This window comes from Brevibacterium sp. LAARM3_SD1 (assembly GCF_057364765.1).
The window spans coordinates 1-23,426 of sequence record NZ_JBNFOL010000040.1; the positions used below are offsets into that span (position 1 = coordinate 1).

At 65.5% G+C, this 23,426-nt stretch carries 19 protein-coding genes and 2 pseudogenes; 4 read left to right on the plus strand and 17 right to left on the minus strand.

What is annotated here, in order from left to right; translation table 11 throughout:
* The first annotated feature begins 131 nt into the window (after positions 1-131).
* Complete coding sequence (locus AC2W7L_RS16620; protein WP_486005330.1) at positions 132-2,666, plus strand: UvrD-helicase domain-containing protein; 2,535 nt, start codon at positions 132-134, stop codon at positions 2,664-2,666.
* Positions 2,667-2,838: 172 nt separating this feature from the next.
* Here AC2W7L_RS16620 and AC2W7L_RS16625 read toward each other — a convergent pair whose 3' ends face one another.
* The 4 genes from AC2W7L_RS16625 to purN all read right to left on the minus strand — a co-directional run bounded on the left by AC2W7L_RS16625 (position 2,839) and on the right by purN (position 5,718).
* Positions 2,839-3,021 carry an Rv0909 family putative TA system antitoxin gene (locus AC2W7L_RS16625; RefSeq protein WP_486005331.1) on the minus strand — a complete coding sequence of 61 codons (183 nt, stop codon included), beginning with the start codon at positions 3,019-3,021 and terminating at the stop codon, positions 2,839-2,841.
* Positions 3,022-3,158: 137 nt separating this feature from the next.
* Positions 3,159-3,395 (minus strand): hypothetical protein, encoded by a 237-nt coding sequence (locus AC2W7L_RS16630; protein WP_486005332.1) that lies wholly within the window; start codon positions 3,393-3,395, stop codon positions 3,159-3,161.
* A 106-nt stretch (positions 3,396-3,501) separates the two neighbouring features.
* Positions 3,502-5,046 (minus strand): bifunctional phosphoribosylaminoimidazolecarboxamide formyltransferase/IMP cyclohydrolase, encoded by a 1,545-nt coding sequence (gene purH / locus AC2W7L_RS16635; RefSeq protein WP_486005333.1) that lies wholly within the window; start codon positions 5,044-5,046, stop codon positions 3,502-3,504.
* A gap of 48 nt (positions 5,047-5,094) precedes the next feature.
* Positions 5,095-5,718 carry a phosphoribosylglycinamide formyltransferase gene (purN, locus tag AC2W7L_RS16640; RefSeq protein ID WP_486005334.1) on the minus strand — a complete coding sequence of 208 codons (624 nt, stop codon included), beginning with the start codon at positions 5,716-5,718 and terminating at the stop codon, positions 5,095-5,097.
* Positions 5,719-5,820: 102 nt separating this feature from the next.
* Here purN and AC2W7L_RS16645 point away from each other — a divergent pair, with 102 nt between their 5' ends.
* Positions 5,821-6,273, plus strand: coding sequence for a hypothetical protein (locus AC2W7L_RS16645; RefSeq protein ID WP_062241515.1), 453 nt, complete (start codon positions 5,821-5,823; stop codon positions 6,271-6,273).
* A gap of 149 nt (positions 6,274-6,422) precedes the next feature.
* Here the strand turns inward: AC2W7L_RS16645 and AC2W7L_RS16650 are convergent, their stop codons facing one another.
* Positions 6,423-7,706 (minus strand): cell division protein PerM, encoded by a 1,284-nt coding sequence (locus tag AC2W7L_RS16650; RefSeq protein WP_486005335.1) that lies wholly within the window; start codon positions 7,704-7,706, stop codon positions 6,423-6,425.
* Between the two features lie 115 nt (positions 7,707-7,821).
* On the opposite strand from AC2W7L_RS16650, the gene AC2W7L_RS16655 reads away from it, so the two are divergent.
* Entirely contained in the window at positions 7,822-9,759 is a 1,938-nt protein-coding gene (locus AC2W7L_RS16655) for a zinc ribbon domain-containing protein (RefSeq protein ID WP_486005336.1), read from the plus strand.
* A 135-nt stretch (positions 9,760-9,894) separates the two neighbouring features.
* On the opposite strand, the gene AC2W7L_RS16660 is transcribed toward AC2W7L_RS16655, so the two are convergent.
* The 10 genes and pseudogenes from AC2W7L_RS16660 to clpS form a co-directional block, all read right to left on the minus strand.
* The gene (locus AC2W7L_RS16660; RefSeq protein ID WP_486005337.1) at positions 9,895-11,313 is read right to left on the minus strand and encodes an amidase; all 1,419 of its coding nucleotides are present in this window, start codon (positions 11,311-11,313) and stop codon (positions 9,895-9,897) included.
* A 47-nt stretch (positions 11,314-11,360) separates the two neighbouring features.
* Positions 11,361-13,217 (minus strand): dipeptide ABC transporter ATP-binding protein, encoded by a 1,857-nt coding sequence (locus tag AC2W7L_RS16665; protein WP_486005338.1) that lies wholly within the window; start codon positions 13,215-13,217, stop codon positions 11,361-11,363.
* Positions 13,168-14,115 carry an ABC transporter permease gene (locus tag AC2W7L_RS16670; RefSeq protein ID WP_486005339.1) on the minus strand — a complete coding sequence of 316 codons (948 nt, stop codon included), beginning with the start codon at positions 14,113-14,115 and terminating at the stop codon, positions 13,168-13,170. Before AC2W7L_RS16670 ends, AC2W7L_RS16665 begins: the two co-directional genes overlap by 50 nt.
* Positions 14,112-15,058 (minus strand): annotated as a pseudogene (locus AC2W7L_RS16675) (ABC transporter permease). Before AC2W7L_RS16675 ends, AC2W7L_RS16670 begins: the two are co-directional and overlap by 4 nt.
* A gap of 12 nt (positions 15,059-15,070) precedes the next feature.
* Positions 15,071-16,576 (minus strand): ABC transporter substrate-binding protein, encoded by a 1,506-nt coding sequence (locus tag AC2W7L_RS16680; RefSeq protein WP_486005340.1) that lies wholly within the window; start codon positions 16,574-16,576, stop codon positions 15,071-15,073.
* A 127-nt stretch (positions 16,577-16,703) separates the two neighbouring features.
* Positions 16,704-17,309, minus strand: a complete 606-nt coding sequence (rdgB, locus tag AC2W7L_RS16685; RefSeq protein ID WP_486005341.1) for an RdgB/HAM1 family non-canonical purine NTP pyrophosphatase — start codon at positions 17,307-17,309, stop codon at positions 16,704-16,706.
* Positions 17,306-18,028 carry a ribonuclease PH gene (gene rph / locus AC2W7L_RS16690; RefSeq protein WP_486005342.1) on the minus strand — a complete coding sequence of 241 codons (723 nt, stop codon included), beginning with the start codon at positions 18,026-18,028 and terminating at the stop codon, positions 17,306-17,308. The genes rdgB and rph overlap by 4 nt, the downstream gene beginning before the upstream one ends.
* Positions 18,029-18,076: 48 nt before the next feature.
* Positions 18,077-18,898, minus strand: coding sequence for an MBL fold metallo-hydrolase (locus AC2W7L_RS16695; RefSeq protein ID WP_486005343.1), 822 nt, complete (start codon positions 18,896-18,898; stop codon positions 18,077-18,079).
* Positions 18,895-19,472, minus strand: a pseudogene (locus AC2W7L_RS16700) (DUF2017 family protein). Before AC2W7L_RS16700 ends, AC2W7L_RS16695 begins: the two are co-directional and overlap by 4 nt.
* A 3-nt stretch (positions 19,473-19,475) precedes the next feature.
* Positions 19,476-19,781: an ATP-dependent Clp protease adapter ClpS gene (gene clpS, locus AC2W7L_RS16705; RefSeq protein ID WP_135810635.1), complete on the minus strand. Its 306-nt coding sequence runs from the start codon at positions 19,779-19,781 to the stop codon at positions 19,476-19,478.
* Positions 19,782-19,833: 52 nt separating this feature from the next.
* On the opposite strand from clpS, the gene AC2W7L_RS16710 reads away from it, so the two are divergent.
* Entirely contained in the window at positions 19,834-21,153 is a 1,320-nt protein-coding gene (locus tag AC2W7L_RS16710; RefSeq protein WP_486005344.1) for a nicotinate phosphoribosyltransferase, read from the plus strand.
* Between the two features lie 201 nt (positions 21,154-21,354).
* On the opposite strand, the gene AC2W7L_RS16715 is transcribed toward AC2W7L_RS16710, so the two are convergent.
* Positions 21,355-23,148 carry a DEAD/DEAH box helicase gene (locus AC2W7L_RS16715; RefSeq protein ID WP_486005345.1) on the minus strand — a complete coding sequence of 598 codons (1,794 nt, stop codon included), beginning with the start codon at positions 23,146-23,148 and terminating at the stop codon, positions 21,355-21,357.
* Entirely contained in the window at positions 23,149-23,403 is a 255-nt protein-coding gene (locus AC2W7L_RS16720; protein WP_035320920.1) for a DUF3039 domain-containing protein, read from the minus strand. It abuts the gene before it with no gap.
* Positions 23,404-23,426 lie beyond the last annotated feature (23 nt).

The following is a 23,426-nucleotide window of genomic DNA, read 5'->3' on the forward strand; positions in this document are numbered from 1 at the left end:
GGCTCAGCAACCTCGCGCGAGGTTGCTGAGCCGCCGTTAGGTAGTTCTGAGGGGTGTGGAACGGCCGGTGAGCGGCCGGCGGAGGGACCGATCGTGTCGTGTCCGAGCCTGACGGTATCGTTGGGGGCGACATGACTGCTGCAGCTGAACACACCGACCATGCCGCCGGCGCCGACTCCCGAGCGGCCGAACTCCTCACCGGGCTCAACCCCAGGCAACGCGAGGCCGTGATCCACACGGGATCCCCTCTGCTCATCGTCGCCGGGGCCGGATCGGGCAAGACGACCGTGCTCACCCGACGCATCGCCTATGCTTTGGCCACCGGTCGCGCCCATCCCGGCGAAGTCCTGGCGATCACGTTCACGAACAAGGCCGCGAAGGAGATGGCCGAACGCGTGTCCTCGATCGTCGGTCCCGCCTCCCGCGCCATGTGGGTCTCGACCTTCCATTCCTCGTGCGTGCGCATCCTCCGCCGCGAGGCGAAGGTGCTGGGTATGAAGTCGAACTTCACGATCTACGACGCCCAGGACGCTCAGCGCCTCGTCGCCCAGATCCTCAAAGAGCTCGGGCTCGACACGAAGAAGTACGCCCCGCGATCCATCCTGCACCGGATCTCGAATCTCAAGAACGAGCTGCAGACGCCCGACGACTTCGTCCCACGGCCCAACAACCCCGCCGATGAGGTGCTCGCCGACGTCTTCAAGCGCTACACCTCCCGTCTGCGGCTGGCCAATGCCTTCGACTTCGACGACCTCATCGCAGAGACCGTCCACCTCTTCGGTGCCTTCCCCGAGGTGGCCGATTCCTACCGTCGCCGGTTCCGCCACATCCTCGTCGACGAGTACCAGGACACGAACCCTGCACAGTACGCCCTGATCAAGGCGCTGGCCGGTGATGGCGCGGGTGGCCCGACGGGTGCCGAACTCACCGTGGTCGGCGACGCCGACCAGTCCATCTATGCCTTCCGCGGTGCCACGGTGCGCAATATCGTCGAGTTCGAGAAGGACTTCCCGAACGCGGACACCATTCTGCTGGAGCAGAATTACCGTTCGACGCAGAACATCCTCGACGCGGCCAATGCCGTGATCGCGAACAACGACGACCGCCGTGAGAAGAAGCTGTGGACCTCGGAGGGCTCAGGCGAGCAGATCGTCGGCTGGGTGGCCGAGAACGAACAGGGCGAAGCCCGGTTCATCGTCGACCGCATCGATGACCTCATCGACGAGGAGAAGTACACCTACGGTGACTTCGCGGTCTTCTACCGCACCAACGCACAATCACGAGCCATCGAAGACGCATTGGTCCGCTCCGGCATCCCGTACAAGGTCGTCGGCGGCACCCGTTTCTACGAGCGCAAGGAGATCAAGGACGCCCTCGCCTACCTTCGCGTGGTCGCCAACCCCGATGACGACGTCAATCTGCGCCGCATCCTCAATGTGCCCAAACGCTCCATCGGCGACCGCACCGAGGGCATCATCGCCGACTTCGCCGACCGGGAGGGCATCAGCTTCTTCACCGCGTTGGGCCGCCTCGATGAGATCCCGCACCTGAGTTCGCGTGCCCTGACCTCGGTGCAGAAGTTCTACGACCTCATGCAGGATCTGCGCTCCACCGCCGAGTCCTCCCCGCTCTCCCGCGTCATCGAGGCGATCCTCGAACAGTCCGGATACCTCGAATCGCTGCAGAAGAGCACCGACCCGCAGGACGAATCCCGCGTCGACAACCTCGCCGAGCTCGTAGCCGTGGCAGAGGATTTCGTCGCCACCCGGGAGGCCGCCGCGGTCGCGGAGCCCGACACTTCGGACAGCACCGACACCGACACCGAGGCGACCGCCGCCCAAGAGACGACCGAGGCAGAGACCGATTCCGCCGCCGAGGCGACCGATCCCGAAGTCGATGACGCCGGTTCCGCTGACGCCTCCACCGCACCGGGAGTCGGCCCCGCGGCCATCGACCAGTTCCTCGAACAGGTGGCTCTGGCCTCGGACACCGATCAGATTCCCGATGCCGAACTCGGTCAGGTCACACTGATGACTCTGCACACGGCGAAGGGGCTGGAATTCCCGGTGGTCTTCCTCACTGGGCTCGAAGACGGCGGATTCCCGCACTCGCGTTCCTTCGAGAATCCGCAGGAGCTGTCGGAAGAGCGGCGTCTGGCCTATGTCGGGCTCACTCGTGCTCGGCAGCGGCTGCTCGTCACTCGCGCCGAGACTCGCAGCATGTGGGGTCAGCCTCAGTACAATCCGCCGAGCCGTTTCCTGTCCGAGATCCCGGAGAACCTCATCAATTGGGAGAACACGGGCAGCTTCTCCGGCGGATTCTCGGGTGGATTCGGTTCCGGAGGCTTCGGCTCAGGCGGCTATTCCTCCGGGTACTCGGGTGGCTCGCGCGGCTACGGGTCATCTCGGTCGACCGGCAGCGGATCCCGCTCACGTTCGAGTTCGAGCTCCTCGACGCCGGTCGCCGGATTCCCCAACCGAATCCGCCCCAACCGTGAGGTCATCTCCGTCGAGGTCGGCGAAAAGGTCTCCCACGAGTCCTTCGGACTCGGCACCGTCACCGAGGTCAACGGTGCCGGCGACAAGACCGTGGCGGTCGTCGACTTCGGTTCGGCCGGATCGAAGCGGCTGCTGCTGCGCTACGCCCCGATCGAAAAGCTCGGCTGAGTCTTCACTCGCGGTGGGTGCGCGGCGGACCGCGGACCCACCGCACTGCGCCGCTCCCCCGGGCCAGGCCAACCACACCAGGCTGACAGGTCCCGGAACACAAGAAAGCGCCGAGGAGAACTCAGGTTCTCCTCGGCGCTCATCCATGCCGGACGCGGCTATGGATTGAAGATCATTCGTTGCCAAGCTTGCCGTCGGCACCTTCGCGACCCTGATTGATCTGGTCCTCGAATTTTCCACCGGTGGCGTCGTTGGCGGCGTCAGCAGCCTTGTCCAGGCCCTGGTCGCTGATCTCTTCACCCTTATCGCTATTCATGGCGTCCTTGGCTTTGTTTGTCAGATCGTCCAGTCCCATGCTGTCTCCTTTCATCGGAAAAGGTTCGAATCGAACCTCTTGACGCCACTCACCTTGCCACTGTTCCCCGCATGACGACACCGGTGAGTCCAGTTTCTCAGCAAATGCACATTTAGAGTTTTCCTGAGATCAACCTGTCAGCGGGTCAGGGGCACGAGGAACGCCAGTCCGACCAGCAGTCCGGCGAACAGCAGACACGTCGTGATGTCGACGGCCTTCGATCGGTTCACCCAGACTTCCGTCCACGGCGGCGGCATCGCACGGAATCCGGCGAGGCCGGCGGGGACGACCGCCAGGACGACAGCGCCGAGGCGGAAGTCGATGACGGAGCACGCCGCGGCGGCGGCGACTCCCAGGAGACAGCCGAGCAGCACCCAATCACGCCTGGTGGGGTGCGCGTATCGCCGTTTCCAGTAGATCCATCGCTTCGCGACCGGGCCTCTCCCCCGCCGTGCGTGGCGGGGGTGAGGGTGCTTCATCTCAGTGGAAGAAATGGCGGCTCCCGGTCAGGTACATCGTGATGCCTGCCGCCTCCGCGGCCGCGATGACCTCATCGTCTCGGATCGATCCGCCCGGCTGCACCACTGCGGTGACCCCTGCGTCGATGAGGATCTGCAGACCGTCGGGGAAGGGGAAGAACGCGTCCGAGGCGGCGACCGCACCGGCAGCGCGTTCGGCTCCGGCACGTTCGACGGCGAGTTTGGCCGAGTCGACGCGGTTGACCTGGCCCATGCCCACGCCCACCGAGGCGCCGCCCTTGGCGAGCAGGATCGCGTTGGACTTCACAGCCCGTCCGGCCTTCCACGCGAAGTCGAGGTCGGCAAGGACTTCGGGGGAAGCTGCCGGACCGGCGGCCAGGGTCCAGTTCTCAGGCGAGTCCCCTTCGGCCTGGAACGCGTCGCGGTCCTGGACGAGGAACCCACCGCTGATCGGCTTGATCTCGGCGGCGGGCACATCGATGTCACCGAGTTCGAGCAGTCGCAGGTTCTTCTTCGTCGTGAGGATCTCAAGGGCCTCGGCGCTGAATGACGGAGCGGCCAGGCACTCGGTGAAGATCGGCTTGATCGAGGCGGCCAGCTCGGCATCGACCTCACGGTTCGTGGCGATGACACCGCCGTAGGCCGACAGCGGATCGCATTCGTGGGCGGCCTTGTGCGCCGCGGCCGCGGTCTCACCGACGGCGATTCCGCAGGGGTTAGCATGCTTGATGATGGCCACGGCCGGCTGCTCGAAGTCGAAGGCTGCACGGATCGCGGCGTCGGTGTCCGTGTAGTTGTTGTACGACATCGCCTTGCCGTTCAGCAGCTTCGCACCGGCGATCCCCGCGGTTCCGTCGGAGTACACGGCGGCAGCCTGGTGCGGGTTCTCTCCGTAGCGCAGGTCGGTGATCTTCTCGCCGGTGAGTCCGGCGAAGGCGGCTTTCTCCTCGGTGGCGAGTTCTCCGGCGAACCAGGAGGCGACCGCCGAGTCGTAGGCCGCGGTGTGGGCGAAGGCGCGGGCGGCGAAGGAGCGACGAGCGTCGATGTCGAAGCCGTCTCCGGCGGCTGCGTCGAGCACCGCGGAGTAGTCGGCCGGATCGGTCACGACAGCCACCGTGGGGTGGTTCTTCGCCGCTGCGCGCACCATCGAGGGTCCGCCGATGTCGATCTGTTCGATGCAGTCGTCGAAGCCGGCTCCGCTGGCGACGGTGTCGGCGAACGGGTAGAGGTTGACGACGACGAGGTCGAAGGGTTCGATCTCGAGCTCGGACAGCTGCTCGAGGTGCTCGGGCTTGCGGGAGTCGGCGAGGATGCCCGCGTGGACGCGCGGATGGAGTGTCTTGACTCGGCCTTCGAGGCATTCGGGGAACCCGGTGAGCTCTTCGACCTTCGTCACCGCGGCTCCCGCCTCGGCGATCTTGGCTGCCGTGGATCCGGTCGACACGATCTGGACTCCGGCCGCGTGGAGGCCGCGAGCCAGCTCCTCCAGCCCGGTCTTGTCGTAGACGCTGATCAGCGCTCTCTTGATCGCGCGGGTTCCTGTCACAGATCCTCCTCGAGGTTCGGTTGCCGCTCGGTTCTTCTCACGGCGGGGTCAGTGGGCGGTCATCGTCGAGGCGACATATCCGCGGACATGTCGGCCGTCGACGACGAGGTCGGTGTGGGCCAGATGCGCGAGCAGGCGCACGAGCTCTTCGCGTTCACGGGCCTTGATGTTCTCGTGCACGGTCTCTTCGGTGTCGTCATCGCCGATGGGCACCGCGTACTGGGTGATGATCGGTCCGGTGTCGACTCCGGTGTCGACGAGGTGGATGGTGCCACCGGTCAGCTTCACCCCGTGGGCGAGCGCGTCGCGGACTCCGTGAGCGCCCGGGAACGACGGCAGCAGCGCCGGATGGGTGTTGATGATCCGGGAGGGAAAGGCGTCGACGAAGCTGGGGCCGAGGATGCGCATGAATCCGGCGGAGACCACCCAATCGGGGGCGAGCTCGGCCACTGTGTCCTTCAGCGCTGCGTTCCACTCCTCGCGGTCGGCGAAGTCCTTGGGGCGGACGACGAAGGTGGGAATCGAGTGCTGCTCGGCCCTGGCCAGGACCCCTGCGGTGGCCGAGTCGGCTCCGATGGCGACGATGTCGACTCCGCGGGTCCCGTCGGCGAAGGCGTCGATGACGGACTGCGTGAGGGTACCGGATCCTGAGGCCAGAAGAACGATGCGCACCCGCACAGTCTAACGTCTGCAGCACATGGACGATGCCGGGCTGTCATCGTGCGGACACGGCCTGCCGAGGCATTTGTCAGTCGACTGTGAGAAACTGATCGGGTGACGTCACCGCAGAATACTGAAGAGAAGAAGGCGCCGACTCCCGAAGAGGAGGCACAGGCCGCACCGGCACGACATGGGCTCGTCCTGATACTGCTGATCCTCGCCTCGGTGCTGACGTTCACGTATCAGCTGCCGTTCAAGCTCGCCGCCATCGGCTTCGCCATCGCCGCGGTCGTGTGGTCGGTGAAGTACATCGTCGCCGTCGTCAAGACCAAGCAGCGCCGGAACATGTCCTTGGGCATCCTCGGCGGTCTGCTCAGCATCTATCTCATCTTCTCCACGATGTCCTCGGTCATCCTCTGGCCGGTGCAGTCGAAGTATGAGGAATGCCTGCGCGATGCGATCACGCAGCAGGCGCAGCTCTCATGCAGCACCGAATATCAGTCGGGACTCGGCGACTGGTTCAAGCAGGTCACCGGGCAGGAGCTCGACCTGCCCGGCACCAACTGATCCAGTTGCTCCGATCCCCGATCGTTCGGCACTGATCCCTTCACCGAGGATGCCCTCGACTCACGTCTGAGACCCTCGCCGAGGCGGCCCGTCGTTCACAGTGCAATTGCGCCTGGGACGCAGATCCCGCACCGAGGCGGCCCGCCCGGCTATCGCGGTTCGTCGTCCGTGACGATGTCGTCGGCGATCGATTCCGGTTCGTCCTCAGCGAAGAAGGCCTCCTCGTCGTCGTCATCGTCGAATTCGGGATCCTCGTTGTGCAGACCGGAGAGTCTGATCAGCAGGAGGCCGCCGGCCATTCCCACGCTGATCCATCCTGTCACTGCCAGCGCCGATGTCAGTGCCGAGGGTCCGAATCCGGACAGACCCAGCGGGCCCATGGCACCGCTGGCGAAGAGCGCGAGGACCTCAAAGGTGACGAACAGAATCCCAATCGCGATGCCGAGTCCCGTCCACGATTGTGCCGCGACTTCGCGGGCTCGGTCTCGGCCGAGGATGACGCACAGCAGACCGAGCAGCGCGAGAAGTGCCGGTGCCGCTGCCGTCCACGCCGGATAGTCACCGTCCAGCAGCTGCAGCACGTGCACATCTGGGACGGGCACAGCGGTCGACCGGAACGCCGAGCTCGTCTCTGCTTCGCCGATGCTCACTCCCGTCCCGGAGATCCAGGACAGGGCCGAGTAGAGAATGCTCGGTGCGAAGAGCACCTGCACGATGAGGAGGCCGATGCCGGCGGCGACCGGTGAACTGTAGACCTGCGCAGTGTCAACGACGTCGCCCCAGCGGATGACGACTCCGACGATGAGGACGATCGCGCTCAGAGCCACGGCGGACCACAGCAGACGTCGAACGAGCCCGGTGGCGACGTTCCACGTCCAGTCGGAGAACATGGACAGTCCGGGAATGTCACCGATTCCCCGCACTCGAATGAACGCCCACACGACAGCCGTGACGAGGAAGAGGAAGAGACGCAGGAATCCGAGCGGAGTCACAGCGGCCTGGCCGACCAGTATCGCCAGCACCAGCAGAGGACCGGCGTAGACCACGACGAAGGTGCCCAGAGCTGTTCCCATCAGCGCCCACCATCCGCCCGGATCGTCGTCGCTCTCGGTCGGGCTGTCCGCCGCCGTGCCGCCGACCACACGTCTGGCCCCCGTCGCCACCAGGAACCACAGGCCCAGAGTCACAAGGCTCGGCGCCAGTGAGAAGTCGAAGCCGAGGGTCGAGACGCTCAGTCCCGACACCGTCGACCACAGCGCGAATGCCCATTCGGGAATCACCGAGTACGGCAGCTGCGAACCGAGTCCGATGATCCAGAAGACGGTGGCGATGACGAACCCGGCGGGCACGACGATGAGGTCGATCTTCACGACTTCCATGAGGGCCGCGAAGATCGTCCGACGGTACGGCTGAGGGTGTGGAGAAGTGTGCATCAGGTCCATTTTCGCTTAACCCGGGTCGGCTTCCCGGTATTGACCACGCGGTTCCCTGCTCCGGGAAGTACAATTGCGCCAGGACAGGCTTGTACACGCAAAGGATGACCCCACGATGAGCAACGGGAACGATCACCCCAATTTCCCGCCACCACCCAGCGAGCCTCCGGAGAACGGCGGACCGAGGCCTGAGTCGGAGACTCCGACGGATGAGGGCCTGACCGGTTCGAGCGCCGCCCCAGGCGACGAGACGCCCACCTCGCAGCCGCAGTCCGCTGACGGGCCGGATTCGACCAACGGTCCGTCCGACTCGGATGCGCAGGCTCCTGCCGAGGCCGACACCTCGGCATCCGGCGACGACTCCCCCGCAGCCGATGGCCCGGCTCAGTCCGACAGCGGTTCCTCGGTGCCCGATGATCAGGCGCCGCCCCTGGGCGCCCCTGCCGGCGATGAGCCGTCGCGCCCCACTGTCGCTCCGGCGCCTTCTCAGCAGAACCAGCCGCCGCAGTATTCGGGCCCCGGTGCCCAGAACGATCAGTCCTTCGGCCCCGGCCAGAATGGCGGAGCGAACGCCCCGGGCGGCTCGCAGGCAGGCCCCTACCCAGGTGCCCCATCTCCGAACGGTCAGTCCCCGAACGGCCAGCCTCAGAACGGGCAGTACCAGAGCCCGCAGCAGCCGAACGGCGGCTACCCCGGCGCACAGCCGCAGGGCGGACAGCCGGGAGGCCAGTATTCGAATGCCGCGTACCCGGGCGCTCAGAGCCAGCCTCCGTACCCTGGTGCTCAGAGCCAGCCTCCGTACCCTGGTGCTCAGAGCCAGGCGGGCCAGTACAACTCCGCGCAGAACCAGTCGGGGCAGTACCAGACGGGATCAGGACCGAACGCCCAGCAGACCGGTTCCGGTTCGTCGCAGGCGATTCCCCAGCCGGCTCCGGCTCCGGGCTTCGCCGGCGCTCAGAACGGCGCGACGCGTGCCGAGAATCGTCCCGAGAAGAAGAAGGGCAAGCTGCCCCTCTTCATCACTCTCGGCGCGGTCGCACTCGTCATCGTCCTCGTTCTCGTCGGGTTCTTCGTCATCGGCAGTGTGAATAAGAACAAGTACGGACCCGACAAGGTCGCTGAGGACTACGTCGAAGCCCTCAACAAGGGCGACTTCGCAGCAGCGGAGAAGATCGCACCGTCCGCACGGCCGGAGGGCACGAACCTCGACCTGCTGCAGAAGGAATTCACCGATTCCTCCTCGGCGAAGATCGAGAAGGCCAAGGTCGAATCGTCGAAGGTCGACGGAGACAAGGGAACCGTCGTCGTGTCCTACGAGCTCGACGGCAGCCCCTACAACGTAGAGCTCTCCGCGACGAAGGACGGCAAGCAGGACCTGTTCTTCGACAAGTGGACGATGAAGGGGCCCGATCTCAACGTCATCTCCCTCGATATTCCCGCCGCCGACGGTCTCTCCGTCAACGGCAAGGACTACAAGGCGAAGTCGGGCACCACCTCGTTCGCCGTCTACCCCGGCAGCTACGACTTCACGATCCCGAAGAGCAAGTGGATCTCCGAGGCGTCCGATACGGCCAAGGTGAACTTCCCGAAGGCCTTCGCTCCCGGTGGACAGCCGAACAAGGGGCAGGCATCTCCCACCACGCTGAACCTCGATCTGGCTCCGACCGGCGCCTTCGACAAGGAAGTTCAGAAACAGGTCGAGAAGGAGCTGAAGAAGTGCTTCGACAATAAGAGCATCGAGCCGAAGTGCGACTTCATCAAGTACGACCCGACCGAGATTCCCGTCGGCGGTTCGGACAAGAAACTCGATGATCTGGCGAAGAAGAACACAGCCGATTGGGACATGAAGGAGATGCCCAAGGTGAAGGCCAGCTTCGGCGCCGGAGACACGAGCACGGGTTCGTTCTTCACGGAGAAGCCCGGCAAGTTCGACTTCTCCGTCGACGGCAAGAGGGCCGGCTCCTCGTACTTCTCCAACGGCAACTCCCTGTCGGTGTCCGGAAGCGTGAAGATCGACGGAGACAAGCTCTCGGTCGAGTTCTTCGACTTCTGACCTCAGGACTCACCGACTTCTCGGTGCCTCGCCTCCCCTGAGGTGAGGCACCACCGTCACCGAGGCGGCACTAGAGACACAGCGGGCGTGTGACGACCGATTCCCGGTCGTCACACGCCCGCTGTTCTCGTTCTGTCAGCCCATCACCGACCGTGTCGGCAGCTCGAGTCCGGCAGCGGCCTCGAACCAGGCGCCGGCGGCCATGACGAATTCGTCGGCGAACCGTCGCCCTGCGATCTGCACACCGATGGTCCGACCGTCGTCCATGAATCCGGCCAGCACCGTTGCCGCCGGCTGCTCGGACATGTTGAACGGCATCGTGAACCCGATATGGCCCATCGGTTCGTGAACCAGTGGGTACGGCATGGGCTGCTCGGCGGGGAACGCGGCATCCGGAGCCGTCGGCGAGATGACCAGGTCGAACTCTGAGGTGGCGTTGATCGTCCGTCGCCGGATCTCCTGGACGCTGTGATAGCAGCCGATCAGGTCGACGCCGCTGGTATCGGCCCCGTCCTGGGCCCACTGCTGGATATAGGGCAGGATGAGTGCCTGCTCGTCGACGGGCAGCGCTTTGAGGTCGGCCCACGACCGCACCCGCCAGAACAGATCCATGTCGTGGAGCAGATCATCGTCGATGAACGGATCGAGCGTCATGACTTCGGCTCCGGCCGCGGAGAACCGGTCGGCCGCCTCGGTGACGGCCGAGAGCACCTGCGCATCTGCGGCGACTCCGCACCCGGCGTCGAGCTGCACGCCGATGCGCAGTCCCCGCGGATCGAAGGTCGCAGTCGTTTCGCTGCCCGGCAGAGCCTGCGCGTCATCGGCGGCGAAGCGCGGCAGCCGTGAATAGTCACGATCGTCCGGGGCGGAGATGACGTCCATGGCAGCTTTGACATCGGCCATCGTCCGCGCGAGCGGTCCCGCGCACCTGCCCAGGTAGGGCGCGTCGAGCGGCACGCGGCCGAAGCTGGGTTTGAGCCCGGCCAGTCCGAGCCAGGTGCAGGGCAGGCGGATGGATCCGCCGATGTCGGAGCCGATGTGGATGGGTCCGTAGCCGGCTGCCGCCGCGGCTCCGGCACCGGCGCTCGACCCTCCGGTCGTCAGGCTCGGGTCCAGGGGCGAGCGGGTGATGCCGTGCAGAGAGGACACTCCCGAGGAGAGCATTCCCCAGTCGGGCATCGTCGTGGACCCGAGGATGACGGCGCCGGCTTCCTCGAGGCGCTCGGTGATCGGGGCGTCGTGACCGGCCACCGGCATCTCCACCCAGGCATGACCGCTGGGCAGCGGGACTCCGCGGCGGGCGATGTTCTCCTTGATCGTCACGGGCACCCCGTCGAGGTCGCTCAGCGGGCGGCTCTCACGCCAGCGTGCGGCGCTGGCCGCCGCGGCGTCCCGGGAGCGTTCGTCGTCGCGGTGGAACAGGGCGTTGATGGTCGGTTCGCATTCGTCCATGCGGTCCACGACCGCGGAGTGCACCTCCATCGGGTCGAAGTCCCCGCCGGCGAATCCGGCCGCCAGTTCGGCCGCACTGCGGTCGGCAAGCGATGTGGTCATAGGCTGCCCTTTCTCTCGATGGTTCGTCGCTCCCGCGCGCGGCCGGGCTATCCGGCGGCGAGCGCCTCGGCGAGGCTCGGAGTGGCGGCGATGAGACGTCGCGTGTACTCCTCCTGCGGGTGCGCGTAGATGTCCTCCGTCGCACCCGATTCGATGATCTGCCCGGCTTTCATGACGATGACGTCGGAGCACAGGTGTTTGACGACGCCGAGATCGTGGGAGACGAAGAGGAGTGTCAGCGCGTACTCGTCGACGAGGTCGGTGAGCAGGTTGAGCACCTGCGCGCGAACCGAGACGTCGAGGGCTGAGACAGGTTCGTCGGCAACGAGGATCTGCGGCCTGGTCACCAGCGCCCGGGCGATCGAAATGCGCTGTCTCTGCCCGCCCGAGAACTGGTGCGGGTACCGGCGCAGGGAGTCCGCGTCGAGGTCGACGGATGCGATCATCTCCTCGACCCGTGCGATGCGTTCGTCCTTGTCAACGCCGGCGGCGATGAGCGGTTCGGAGACGATATCGGCGATTCGCATCCGCGGGTCGAGCGAGGCGAACGGGTCCTGGAACACGATCTGCAGATTCTCACGCAGGCGGCGCAGCGCCTGTGAGCTTGCGGCTTCGACCCGGATGTCGCCGACGCGCACGTGGCCGGTGGTCGGTCGATCGAGGCCTGAGAGGATGTTGAGCAGCGTCGACTTCCCCGAGCCCGACTCCCCCACGATGCCCAGACGGGCTCCGCCTGCGACGGTGAAATCGATTCCGCCCAGGGCTGTGACCTGCGAGCGTCTGCGGCCGAAGAATCCCCGTCCGCGGAAGACCCGGGTGACGCCCGAGACCTCGATGAGCGGTGCCGATTCCCCCACCGAGGCGGCCCCGTCGTTGCCATCGTCCGTCGACTCTGCGACGGCCGTGCCGGTGTGCCCCGACCGGGTCGAGGTCGTCGACTCCTCACGGCACTCGGATTCCTCTGACTCCCCCGCCCCATCCGACGAATCCGCCTCGGCCGGCGACTCCGCGTCGACCTGCGGCCCCGAGTAGGCGAGCGCGGTCTTGAGCGTGAAGAGCCGGCCGCGGTCGTCGGTGGATTCGAGATCCGAGGAAGCCAGTAGTCCACGGGTGTATTCGTGCTTGGGAGCAGTGAAGATCTCGTCGACGCTGCCGGACTCGACGATGCGGCCGCGGTACATGACGATGACCCGGTCGCAGACCCCGGCGACGACGGCGAGGTCGTGAGTGATGAACAGCAGTCCCGCCTCCACCGCCGCGACCCTTTCGGCGATGAGGTCGAGCATATGCTTCTGCACGGTGACGTCGAGGGCGGTGGTGGGTTCGTCGCAGATGAGCAGCCTCGGCGAGTTGGCCAGGGCGATCGCAAGCATGACCCGCTGCCGCTGTCCGCCCGACATCTGGTGCGGGTAGGCGAAACGGGCACTGTCCGGGTCGGGCATGTGGACGTCGTGGAGCAGTTCGCGCACCCGCGTCGGGATCTGTACACGGGGAACCTTGCCGTGGATGCGCAGCACTTCGGCGATCTGGTCGCCGATGCGCATGAGCGGGTTGAGGGCGCTCATGGGTTCCTGGAACACCATCGACACGATCTCCGAACGCAGCCCGGCCAGGGTCTTCTCGTTCGCTTCGAGGAGGTTCCCGGAATGCCCCTGCAGGCGCACCTGCCCCCGAGCATGCAGCTCTTCGGGCAGCAGACCCATCACGGACTGCGCAGTCAGGGACTTTCCCGACCCGGATTCGCCGATGAGCCCGACCCGCTCCCCCGGCGCCAGACTGAGGCTGACATCGTGGAGCACCGGTGTCTCCGCTCCGGCGGGGGTGATGGTGAGGTCACAAACCTCGAGCAGATTCTCAGGCACCTCGGGCCTCCATCTTCGGGTCGAACCGGTCACGCAGCCCATCGCCCAAGAGGTTGAATCCGAGCACGGCGAGCGCAATGAACACTCCCGGCCACAGCGCGAGTTCGGGGTGGGTGGACAGGTACTGCTGGGACTCCTGCAGCATCCGGCCCCACGAGGGTGTCGGGGCCTGGGTGCCGAGTCCGAGGAAGGACAGCCCCGCCTCGGCGAGGACGGAGATCGCGAACGCCACGGACGCCTGGACGATGACCATTCCGGCGATGTTCGGCAGGACATGGACGAAGGCGATGGCCGGGATCCGACGGTTCGAGGCTCGTGCGGCCCGCACGTATTCGGAGCCGAGCACCTGCAGCGTCCCGGACCGCGCGACTCGGGCGAACCCGGGGATCGCGGCGATGCCGACGGCGACCATCGCCGGTCCCGTCCCCGGTGAGTAGACGGCGGCGAAGATGATCGCCAGCAGCAGGGCGGGGAAGGCCAGGAGGATGTCGTTGGCGCGCATGATCACCGCGTCGATCCACATCCCCCACGGCTGCTTCGCGAAGAGTGCGGAGATGATGCCGATCGGGGTGCCGATGAGCAGGGCGATGCCGACGGCGACGACCCCGACGAGCAGCGTGATCCGTGCTCCGACCATCACCCAGGTCAGCGTGTCCCGACCGAAGGTGTCGGTGCCGAACGGGTGGGCGAAGCTGCCGTTCTGCAGTCTGGCGGCGGGGTCGATCGCGTTCGGATCGTACGGGGTCCACACGAAGGAGATGAGGGCGAGCCCGACGATGAGCACGACGAGCGCCGCACCGATGAGCATCGATGCGTTCACTCGCCGTCCGCCCTTGCGGGACCGGGTCGGTCCGACCTTCGCCGAGGCGGTCGTGCCGGTCGCGTCGTCATCGACGGGATCGATGTGGTCGCGGGGATTCTGGGCATCGGTCGGGTTCATGCGGCGTTCCTGATGCGGGGGTCGACGATGGGCACGAGGATGTCGACGATGAGGTTGATGATGAGTACGAGCAGGACGAGGACCATGACGATGCCCTGGACCGCCACGAGGTCGCGGTTGGCCACGGCGCGGACGAGTTCGGACCCGATTCCCGGCAGCACGAAGATCTGTTCGATGATCACGGCCCCGACCAACAGAGTGGCGAGTTGGACTCCGGCGACGGTGATGACGGGGATCGCCGCATTGCGCAGTCCGTGCACGAACAGTGCCTTCGTCCTGGTCAGTCCCTTGGCACGGGCGGTGCGGATATAGTCCTCGCGCATCACGTCGAGGACCGCCGAACGAACGTAGCGGGTGAGGATCGCCGCCTGGACGAGCGCCAGCGACACGACCGGCAGGACAAGGCGGAGCAGGAAGCCGCCGAGGCCCTCGATCGGAGCCATCCAGCCTTGGGACGGGAACCATCCGAGGGTCAGCGAGAAGATGATGACGAGGATGATCGCGGCCAGGAAGTTCGGGATCGCGATGCGACCTGGCTGATCGCCGAGATCGTCACGCCGATCCAGTTGCGCTGTTCGAGGGCGGCGAAGGTGCCCAGGGGGACAGCGATGAGGATGGACAGGGCGATGGCGGCGATGACGAGGATCGCGGTGACCTGGACGCTGTCGACGATGACGGGGGCTATCTCGGCGCCGGTGACGTAGGAGGTGCCGAAGTCTCCGGTGAGCATTCCGCCCATCCAGTCGAAGTACCGGATGATCGGCGGTCGATCAAGCCCGTACTGAGCTTCGAGCGCCGCCACCGCTTCCGGGGTGGCGTTCGTTCCCAGCGCCACCTGAGCCGCATTTCCCGGCAGCAGGCTCATCAGGGCGAAGACCACCACCGAGGCGACGAGGAGGGACAGTGCGAACTGGATCGCACGGTTGATTGCGTAGGTGAGCATCGACGTTCGCGGTCAGGCCCAGCTGAGGTCGGCGATCTTGAACGCGTCGGAGACGCGGTTGGCGGGGATCCCCTCGACGTCGGCCTTGGCGATGACGAGGTTCGGGAACAGGAACAGGAAGTCCGAGGCGGCATCCTCGGTGATCGTCCGTGCGATCTCCTTCATCCCGGAGATGTATTCCTCTTCGGTGCCGGTGTCGGCTTTCTCCGCGATCTTCTTGATCTTCGAGTCGTCGTAGCCGATGTAGTAGTCCTTCGAGAACACGGTGAGGATGTCGCGCGGTTCGGCGTGGTTGATCACCGACATGTCGTAGTCGTGTTCGGTGAAGGTCTTGTCCAACCACACGGCGGGGAACTCCTGAGTCGAGATCTTCGCTTTCAGTCCGACCTCTTCGAGCTGAGCGGAGACGATCTCGGAGATCGCTTTCGCGTACGGCAGGTTCGGCACGGTGAAGGCGAACTCCTCGCCCTTGATCCCGGCTTCGTCGACGAGCTTCTTGGCCTTCTCGGGGTCGTACTTCCATTCGCCGGTGAGGTCTTCGTAGTACGGGTCGGTCGGGGGCACCATCGAGCCGATGAGTTCGCCGTAGCCGGCCCACGCGGTGTCGAGGACGGCCTTGCGATCGATCGCATGCATCACGGCTTCACGGGCCTTCTTGTCCTTGAAGATGCCTTCGGCGTTGTTCATCGACAGCACGACCTCGCCGTTCGTGGTGCCGGAGACGATCTGGTAGTCATCGCTTTGGAACTCTCCGGCCAGTTCGGGTGCCTGGAGGTTGGAGACGAGGTCGATCTCTCCGGATTTCAGGGCGTTCGAGGCCGAGACCGCATCCTTGAAGTATTTGAACTTGACCGAGTTCAGGGAGGGCTTCTCGCCCCAGTAGTCGTCGCGGGCGGCGAAGTCGATGGACTGTCCGCGGGTGAACTTCTCGATCTCGAAGGGCCCGGTGCCGATCGCTTCGTTCGCCAGGTCCGTGGTGCCCTCGGTGTCGAAGACGGCACCGACGAGGCTGGTGAGGTTGAACAGCCAGGTGTTCGACGGTTTCTTCAGCTCGATCGTGACGGTGGAGTCGTCCGGGGTTTCGATGGACTCGACGATGTCCATCTTCGACTTCAGCGCGTTCTTCCAGTCCTTCTGCACTCGTTCGTAGGAGTACTTGACGTCTTCGCTGGTGAAGTCCGCACCGTTGGAGAACTTCACACCGTCCTGGAGTTCGAAGGTGTAGGTCTTGCGGTCGTCGGACAGTTTCCAGTCCTTGGCCAGTGCGGGCTGGATCTCGCCTTCTCCGTCCAGCCGGACGAGCGATTCGTAGACGTTCTCCATCAGCGCTTCGGGAATGGCGACTCCCGAGGTGGAGGTGAAGTCGAGGTTGACCGGTTCGGCGGTGAAGGCGATGGTCATCGAGTCCTTCTTCTGTGCATCGCCTCCGGAGTCGGAGGCTCCGGCCGAACAGCCTGTGATCAGCAGGCTCGTGGCGGCAGCGGCCGCCACCCACGTCATGATGCCCGGAGTCTTCATTGTTCTCCTCGATTTCGCCGACCACGAAGAAGGGTCGTTCGCCAACACTCAAGCATCGTCAGTGTATCCGAAGTTCCCAGCTGGTGAGGCTGCTGTGTTCAGATGCTGGGCGGCCTAGGCAGGTGGCTCAGAGGTTCGGTTCGTCGGCGAGGATCGCGGCCAGTGCGTCGAAGGCGAACCGGCGGTGCGAGCGTGAGTTCTTCTCCTCGGCGCTCATCTCGGCGGCGCTGAGGTCTGAACCGTCGGGAATGAAGATCGGATCGTAGCCGAAGCCGTTCTCCCCCTTGGGTTCGGTTGCCAGACGTCCGGGCATCACACCCTCGGCGGTGAACTCGCGTCCGTCGGCGGTCACAGCAGCAGCGGCACAGCGGAACTGTGCTCCGCGGTGTTCGGCTGCGATGTCGCCCAGCTGAGCGAGCAGCAGCTCGAGGTTCGCTCGGTCGTCGCCGTGGCGGCCGGCCCAGCGGGCGGAGAAGATGCCCGGTGCACCGCCGAGGACGTCAACGCTGATGCCGGAGTCGTCGGCGATGGAGGTGTGTCCTGTCGCGGCGGCCGCGGCACGCGCCTTGATCAGCGCGTTCTCGGTGAACGTGACTCCGGTTTCGGCGACATCGGCCAGTCCCGCCTCGGCGGCGGTCAGCACCTGGGTGTCGTCACCGAGGACGGGGCCGAGGATGGTCAGCAGCTCGCGTTTCTTGCCCTCATTGTGAGTGGCGAGGACGAAGATCGTCATCCGGCGAGCACGTCGGACTGGATGCGGGTGAGCTCGGTGCAGCCATGAGCTGCGAGGTCGAGCAGTTTGCCGAGTTCTTCGCGGTCGAATGGCGCTCCCTCGGCGGTCCCCTGGACTTCGATGAACTTTCCGGAACCGGTCATGACGACGTTCATATCGGTTTCGGCGCGCGAGTCCTCGACGTACGGCAGGTCGAGGAGGGGCTCTCCGTCGATGATGCCGACGCTGATGGCCGACACCGAGTCGATGATCGGTTGGTGGGCGGCGGGGATGAGCCCGGTCGAGCGTCCCTTGTCGATGGCCTTCGCCAGGGCCACGTAGGCGCCGGTGATCGACGCGGTGCGGGTGCCGCCGTCGGCTTGGAGGACGTCGCAGTCGAGGACGAGGGTGTTCTCTCCGAGCTTGTCCATGTCGATGACCGCACGCAGGCTGCGTCCGATGAGGCGGGAGATCTCGTGGGTGCGTCCGCCCTGTTTGCCCTTGACTGACTCACGCGTACTGCGGGAGTCGGTGGCCCGCGGGAGCATGGCGTATTCTGCGGTGACCCATCCGCGTCCCTGGCCCTTGAGCCAGCGCGGCACTCCTTCGGTCAGCGAGGCCGCGCAGAGCACGCGGGTGTTGCCGAATTCCACGAGCGCGGACCCTTCGGCGGTGTTGATCCAGTCCGGAGTGATCCGGACTTCACGGAGTTCGTCTGCGGCACGGCCGTCTGCTCGCACTGTCTGCCTCTTTCGTCTCGGTGGTGGTGTCTGCTGGTCGTCGCCGACTCACACGGTCCAGGTGGCTCCGGGTTTCGCCAGCTCGATGGGTCCACGGTACTCCCCGGCCGCTTCACCGCGAACGATGGAGCAGTCGGTCCAGATCGGGATGTGGGTGAGCACGAGCGCTGCCGCCTCGGCGCTCTGCGCTACTCGTCCGGCGCGTTTGCCGGTGAGGTGGATGCCGCGCGCGGAGTCGCGGTCTTCCTGGAAAGCGGCTTCGCAGAGGAAGAGGTCAGCACCCTTCGCCGCCTCGACGAGGTTGTCGCATTCGTCGCTGTCGCCGGAATACGTGATGACCTTGCCGGCCGCGTCGGTGATCCGCAGTGCGTAGGCCTCGACAGGGTGGTCGACGAGGAAGGATTCGATGGTCAGCGATCCGATCTGATGCCGACTGCCGTGGTCGATGTCGGTGAATTCGAAGGCGTGGTCGAAGTCCGAGTCGTCTCCCCCGTTGGCGACCGGGGACTTGCCGGGATCCGTGTAGTAGGCCCGGAACAGCCGTTCCTTCGCACCGGCCGGAGCGAGCACCGGGGTGCGGGTGCGGATCGTGCCGGTGTCGGAGATGTCGCCGTTGAAGAACTTCGGGTCGAAGCAGTGTTTGACGTACAGACCGGTCATGTCCATGCAGTGGTCCGGGTGGAGGTGGCTGAGCACGATCCCGGAGAGGCGATCGGTGTCGATCGTCTCCTGCAGGGGGCTGAGCGCACCGGATCCGAGGTCGAGGATGATGCGAGTGGGTGTGTCCTCATCGGTTTCGATGAGGTAGCAGCTGGCGAGGGCGCCGCGTCCCGGGAAGGAGCCGGCGGTGCCGATAGCGGTGAGTTTCATAGCTCGTCATCCCCTTGCGTCTGGTCGAGCAAGGTCGTCGTCAGTCGGTCCTGAATCCAGGTCAGGAAGTCGTACAGGGTCAGGGTGAGGTCTTCCGATTCGGAGAGGTCCTCGCGGTGGGCGTACTTCTCCTCCTGTGCCTCCTCGGTGTCGATCCCGAGGCGGACGGCGAGGACGAGTCGCAGATCGTTGAGCCCTTTCATCCAGGCGAGCACTTCGTCCCGGGTCAGGGAGATGTCGTTGCCCTTACTCAGTCCCAGCAGCACGATGCGCACATTGTGTGCCTTGGCCTGCTTGAGATCGAATTCGTGAGGCGGCGGAATTCCGCTGAACGCTCTGCATCGGTGGGATCGACGTCGGGCAGCAGACGCAGCAGTGCCGGGTCCTCGGGGCGGGGCCGGTCGACGAGGCCGAGTCGGGCTTCCCAGTTCTCCGAGTCCGGGCGGTCGTCATCGTCGTCACTGTCTTCGGCCAGCAGAGCCGCGAGATCGGTGAATACGGTGAGCATGAGCGAGCGTTCGTTGTCCTGCAGTGTGAGGACGACGTCGTCCCCTCGTGCGTCGATAGCGGCCATGTGTCAGTCGGATCCTGAATCGGGTTGGCACGCAGCCCACAGACCGTATTCGTGCATCGCTTGGGTGTCTCGTTCCATGGCCTCGCGACCTCCGGTGGCGACCACGGAGCGTCCGTTCTCATGGACTTCGAGCATGAGTGAGTGGGCCTTCTCCTCGGAGTACCCGAAGTAGGTCTGGAACACGAAGCTGACATAGCTCATGAGGTTGACCGGGTCGTTGAAGACCACGGTCCGCCAGGGCTTGGCCAGGCTCTCGGATGGCCGGACGTCGACCTCCGGCTCCAGGACTGGTGTCGTTGGATTGCTCACGTTTCCAGCTTACGGCAGAACACTGACGCTGTCGTGACGTAAGATCGCGCCTATGAGTGATCTCACACGGACCGATTCGACGGCGTTCTTCACGGATCAGTACGAATTGACGATGGTGCAGGCGGCCTTGGAATCCGGCGCCGCTCACCGCAAGAGCCTCTTCGAAGTCTTCGGCCGCAGTCTTCCCGCAGGTCGCCGCTACGGTGTCGTCGCCGGCACCGGTCGGATCCTCGAGATGATCCGCGACTTCCGCTTCGACGACGCCGAGCTCTCGTTCCTCAGCAGGGAGAACATCGTCGATTCGCGCACCATCGACTGGCTGGCGAACTATCGTTTCTCCGGCAATATCCGCGGCTATGCGGAAGGGGAGATCTACTTCCCGGGATCACCGCTGCTCACGATCGAATCGACGTTCGCCGAGGGCGTCATCCTCGAGACCCTCATCCTCTCGGCGATGAACTACGACTGCGCAGTCGCCTCGGCGGCGTCTCGGATGGCTCAGGCGGCCGGCGACCGGCCCTGCGCGGAGATGGGCGGACGACGCACCAACGAGCATGCGGCCGTGGCCGCGGCTCGGGCGGCTGTCATCGGCGGTTTCGCATCGACATCGAACCTGGCAGCCGGTCTGCAGTACGGTCTGCGCACGATCGGCACCTCCGCCCACTCGTTCACTCTCCTCCACGATTCCGAGCGCGAGGCTTTCGCCGCCCAGCTGAAGTCGCTGGGCACCGATACGACTCTGCTCTTGGACACCTACGACGTCGAGGAGGCACTGACCACGGCGATCGAACTGGCCGGTCCGAACCTCGGCGGTGTGCGCATCGATTCGGGTGACCTCATCGAACAGGCCAGTGAGGTGCGCGAGAGCTTGGACCGCCTCGGCGCACGCGATACGACGATCACCGTCACGAGCGATCTCGACGAGTATGCGATCGCCGCACTGGCGGCGTCTCCCGTCGACTCCTATGGTGTCGGCACCCGTGTGGTCACCGGTTCGGGTGCCCCGGCCGCCGGGCTGGTGTACAAGCTCGTGGCTCGCGCCGATGAGGCCGGCGAGTGGACCTCGGTGGCCAAGCATTCCTCCGGCAAACCGTCACGCGGCGGACACAAAGAGGCGCTGCGTCTCATCGACGGTCCGATCGCGGTGGAGGAAGCCGTCGGCATTCCGTCTCTGCCCGATGACCTCGGTGAGGGGCGCCGGCTGAGCGTCGATCTCGTTCTCGACGGTGAGGTCGATGAGTCGTTCATCGGTGCTGCGGGTGTGAAGAAGGCCTGTGCCCGACATGACGAATCGTTGGCGGAGCTGCCACGTTCGGCCAGGCGTCTGCAGGACGGCGAGCCGGCTATTCCCACCGTGTTCTATTCCGCCTGATAAGCACCCGGCGACCTGGCCCATTGGGCGGTCTCCAGGGTCCGGATCGAGCCCGCTTATAACTGACCGCGCCCCATCCCGCACCCGCCCCATCACCCACCCGTCCGATCGCGAACGAAGCCGCCGAGGCTGACGCACTGTCTGCCTCGGCGGCTTCGCTGATCTCACAGCCGGTGAGTCTCTCCTGCCGGCGCCCGGGTCTCACTTCTTGCCGATGAACCAGCCCTGCAGCTTCTTGATCCGGGCCTGGATCTGCTCGCGTGTGGCTTGAGCGACGGCCGGTCCCCCGCACGCCTTGCGCAGTTCGACGTGGACGTTCTGGTGCGGTGTGCCGGTACGTCTCGACCAGGCGCCGACGAGGCTCTGGAGCTGATTGCGCTCTTCCTTCATCGCGCGGTGCTCGAGCTCGCTCGTCTCGACTTCGGGTGCCGGGGGCGCCGCCGCGGTCTTGCGCTTGGCCTGCCGCGCCTGCTGAGTGCTCAGCAGCTCACGCACCTGATCGGGTTCGAGCAGGCCGGGGATGCCGATGAAGTCGAGTTCATCTTCGGAGCCGATGGCTCCGCCGGTGCCGAATTCACCGCCGTCGTAGAGGACACGGTCGAACAGGGCTTCGGCGCCGAGCGCTTCGAAGGAACCGAGCTGGTCCGACGAGGCACCCTCGTTTCGATTCGCCTGCTCCATGGCCTCATCGTCGAAGACGACGACGTCGTTCTCGTCCTCGTTCTTCGGTCGGTCGAGGGCATGGTCGCGTTCGGCTTCCATCGAGTTCGCCAGGGCCAGCAGCACCGGCACCGAGGGCAGGAACACCGAGGCGGTCTCGCCGCGTTTGCGGGCACGCACAAAGCGTCCGATCGCCTGCGCGAAGAACAGGGGCGTCGACGCGGAGGTCGCGTAGACGCCGACACACAGTCGGGGAACGTCGACGCCTTCGGAGACCATCCGCACGGCGACCATCCACCGGTCGGTGGAGTTCTGGAACTGTTCGATCCGCTCCGAGGCGCCGGCCTCGTCGGAGAGCACGACGGTCGGCTTCTCTCCGGTGATCTCGTGCAGGCGTTTGGCGTAGGCGCGGGCCGCCTCCTGGTCGGTGGCGATGACGAGGCCGCCGGCATCGTGGACGGTGCGTCGGACTTCGGTCAGTCGTATATCGGCGGCCTTGAGCACCGCCGGGATCCAGTCGCCCTTCGGGTCGAGTGCGGTGCGCCAGGCCTGCGAGTTGATGTCCTTCGTCGTCTCTTCGCCGAGGACGTGCGACATTTCGTCGCCGGCCTTGGTGCGCCAGGTCATGGCGCCGGCGTAGGCGAGGAAGAGGACGGGGCGGACGACGGAGTCCTTGAGCGCACGGCCGTAGCCGTAGGAATAGTCCGCCACCGAGGTGCGGATGCCGTTCTCGTCGGGAGCGTAGGTGACGAACGGGATCGGTGACGTGTCCGAGCGGAAGGGGGTTCCGGTCAGGGACAGGCGGCGGACCGCGGGGCCGAAGGCCTCCCGCACGGCGTCGCCCCACGACAGGGCGTCGCCTCCGTGGTGGACCTCGTCGAGGATGACCAGGGTACGACCTGCGGCGGTCCGGTTATGGTGGAGAACGGGTTTGGCCGCCACCTGCGCATAGGTCAGAGCCACTCCGTGGTATCCGGGTGCGTGTTTGCCCTGGGAGTTCTTGAAGTGCGGGTCGAGTTTGATGCCCACACGTGCCGCCGAATCGGCCCACTGCACCTTGAGGTGTTCGGTGGGAGCGACGACGGTGACTCTGTTGACGACCCGCTGGGCCAGCAGTTCGGCCGCCAGGCGCAGAGCGAAGGTGGTCTTACCTGCCCCGGGGGTTGCGACAGCAAGGAAGTCCTTGGGCTGCTTCTGGAAGTAGAGTTCGAGAGCCTCTGCCTGCCAGGCACGCAGCTTTCCCGCCGTTCCCCACGCTGCGCGCTCGGGGAATGCCGGTGGAAGCTGTTCTGCCGCGGAGGTCCCTGGTGCTGTTGGGAGACGATCCGCGGACATCTACTCCTGCGGTCCTTCGGACATCGTCTCGTAGATCTCTTTGCACTTGGGGCAGATCGGGAACCGCTCGGGGTCGCGCGTGGGGACCCACACCTTTCCGCACAAGGCGATCAGCGGAGTCCCGGTCACCATGGACTCCATGATCTTGTCCTTGGGCGCGTAGTGGCTGAAGCGCTCGTGGTCGCCGGGCTCGACTAGCTGCTCGGACTGCTCGCGCTCGATCGTTGCTGAACCGCCTGAAGCTGGAATGGTCATGGCTCCATTGTAGTTCCCTAGAA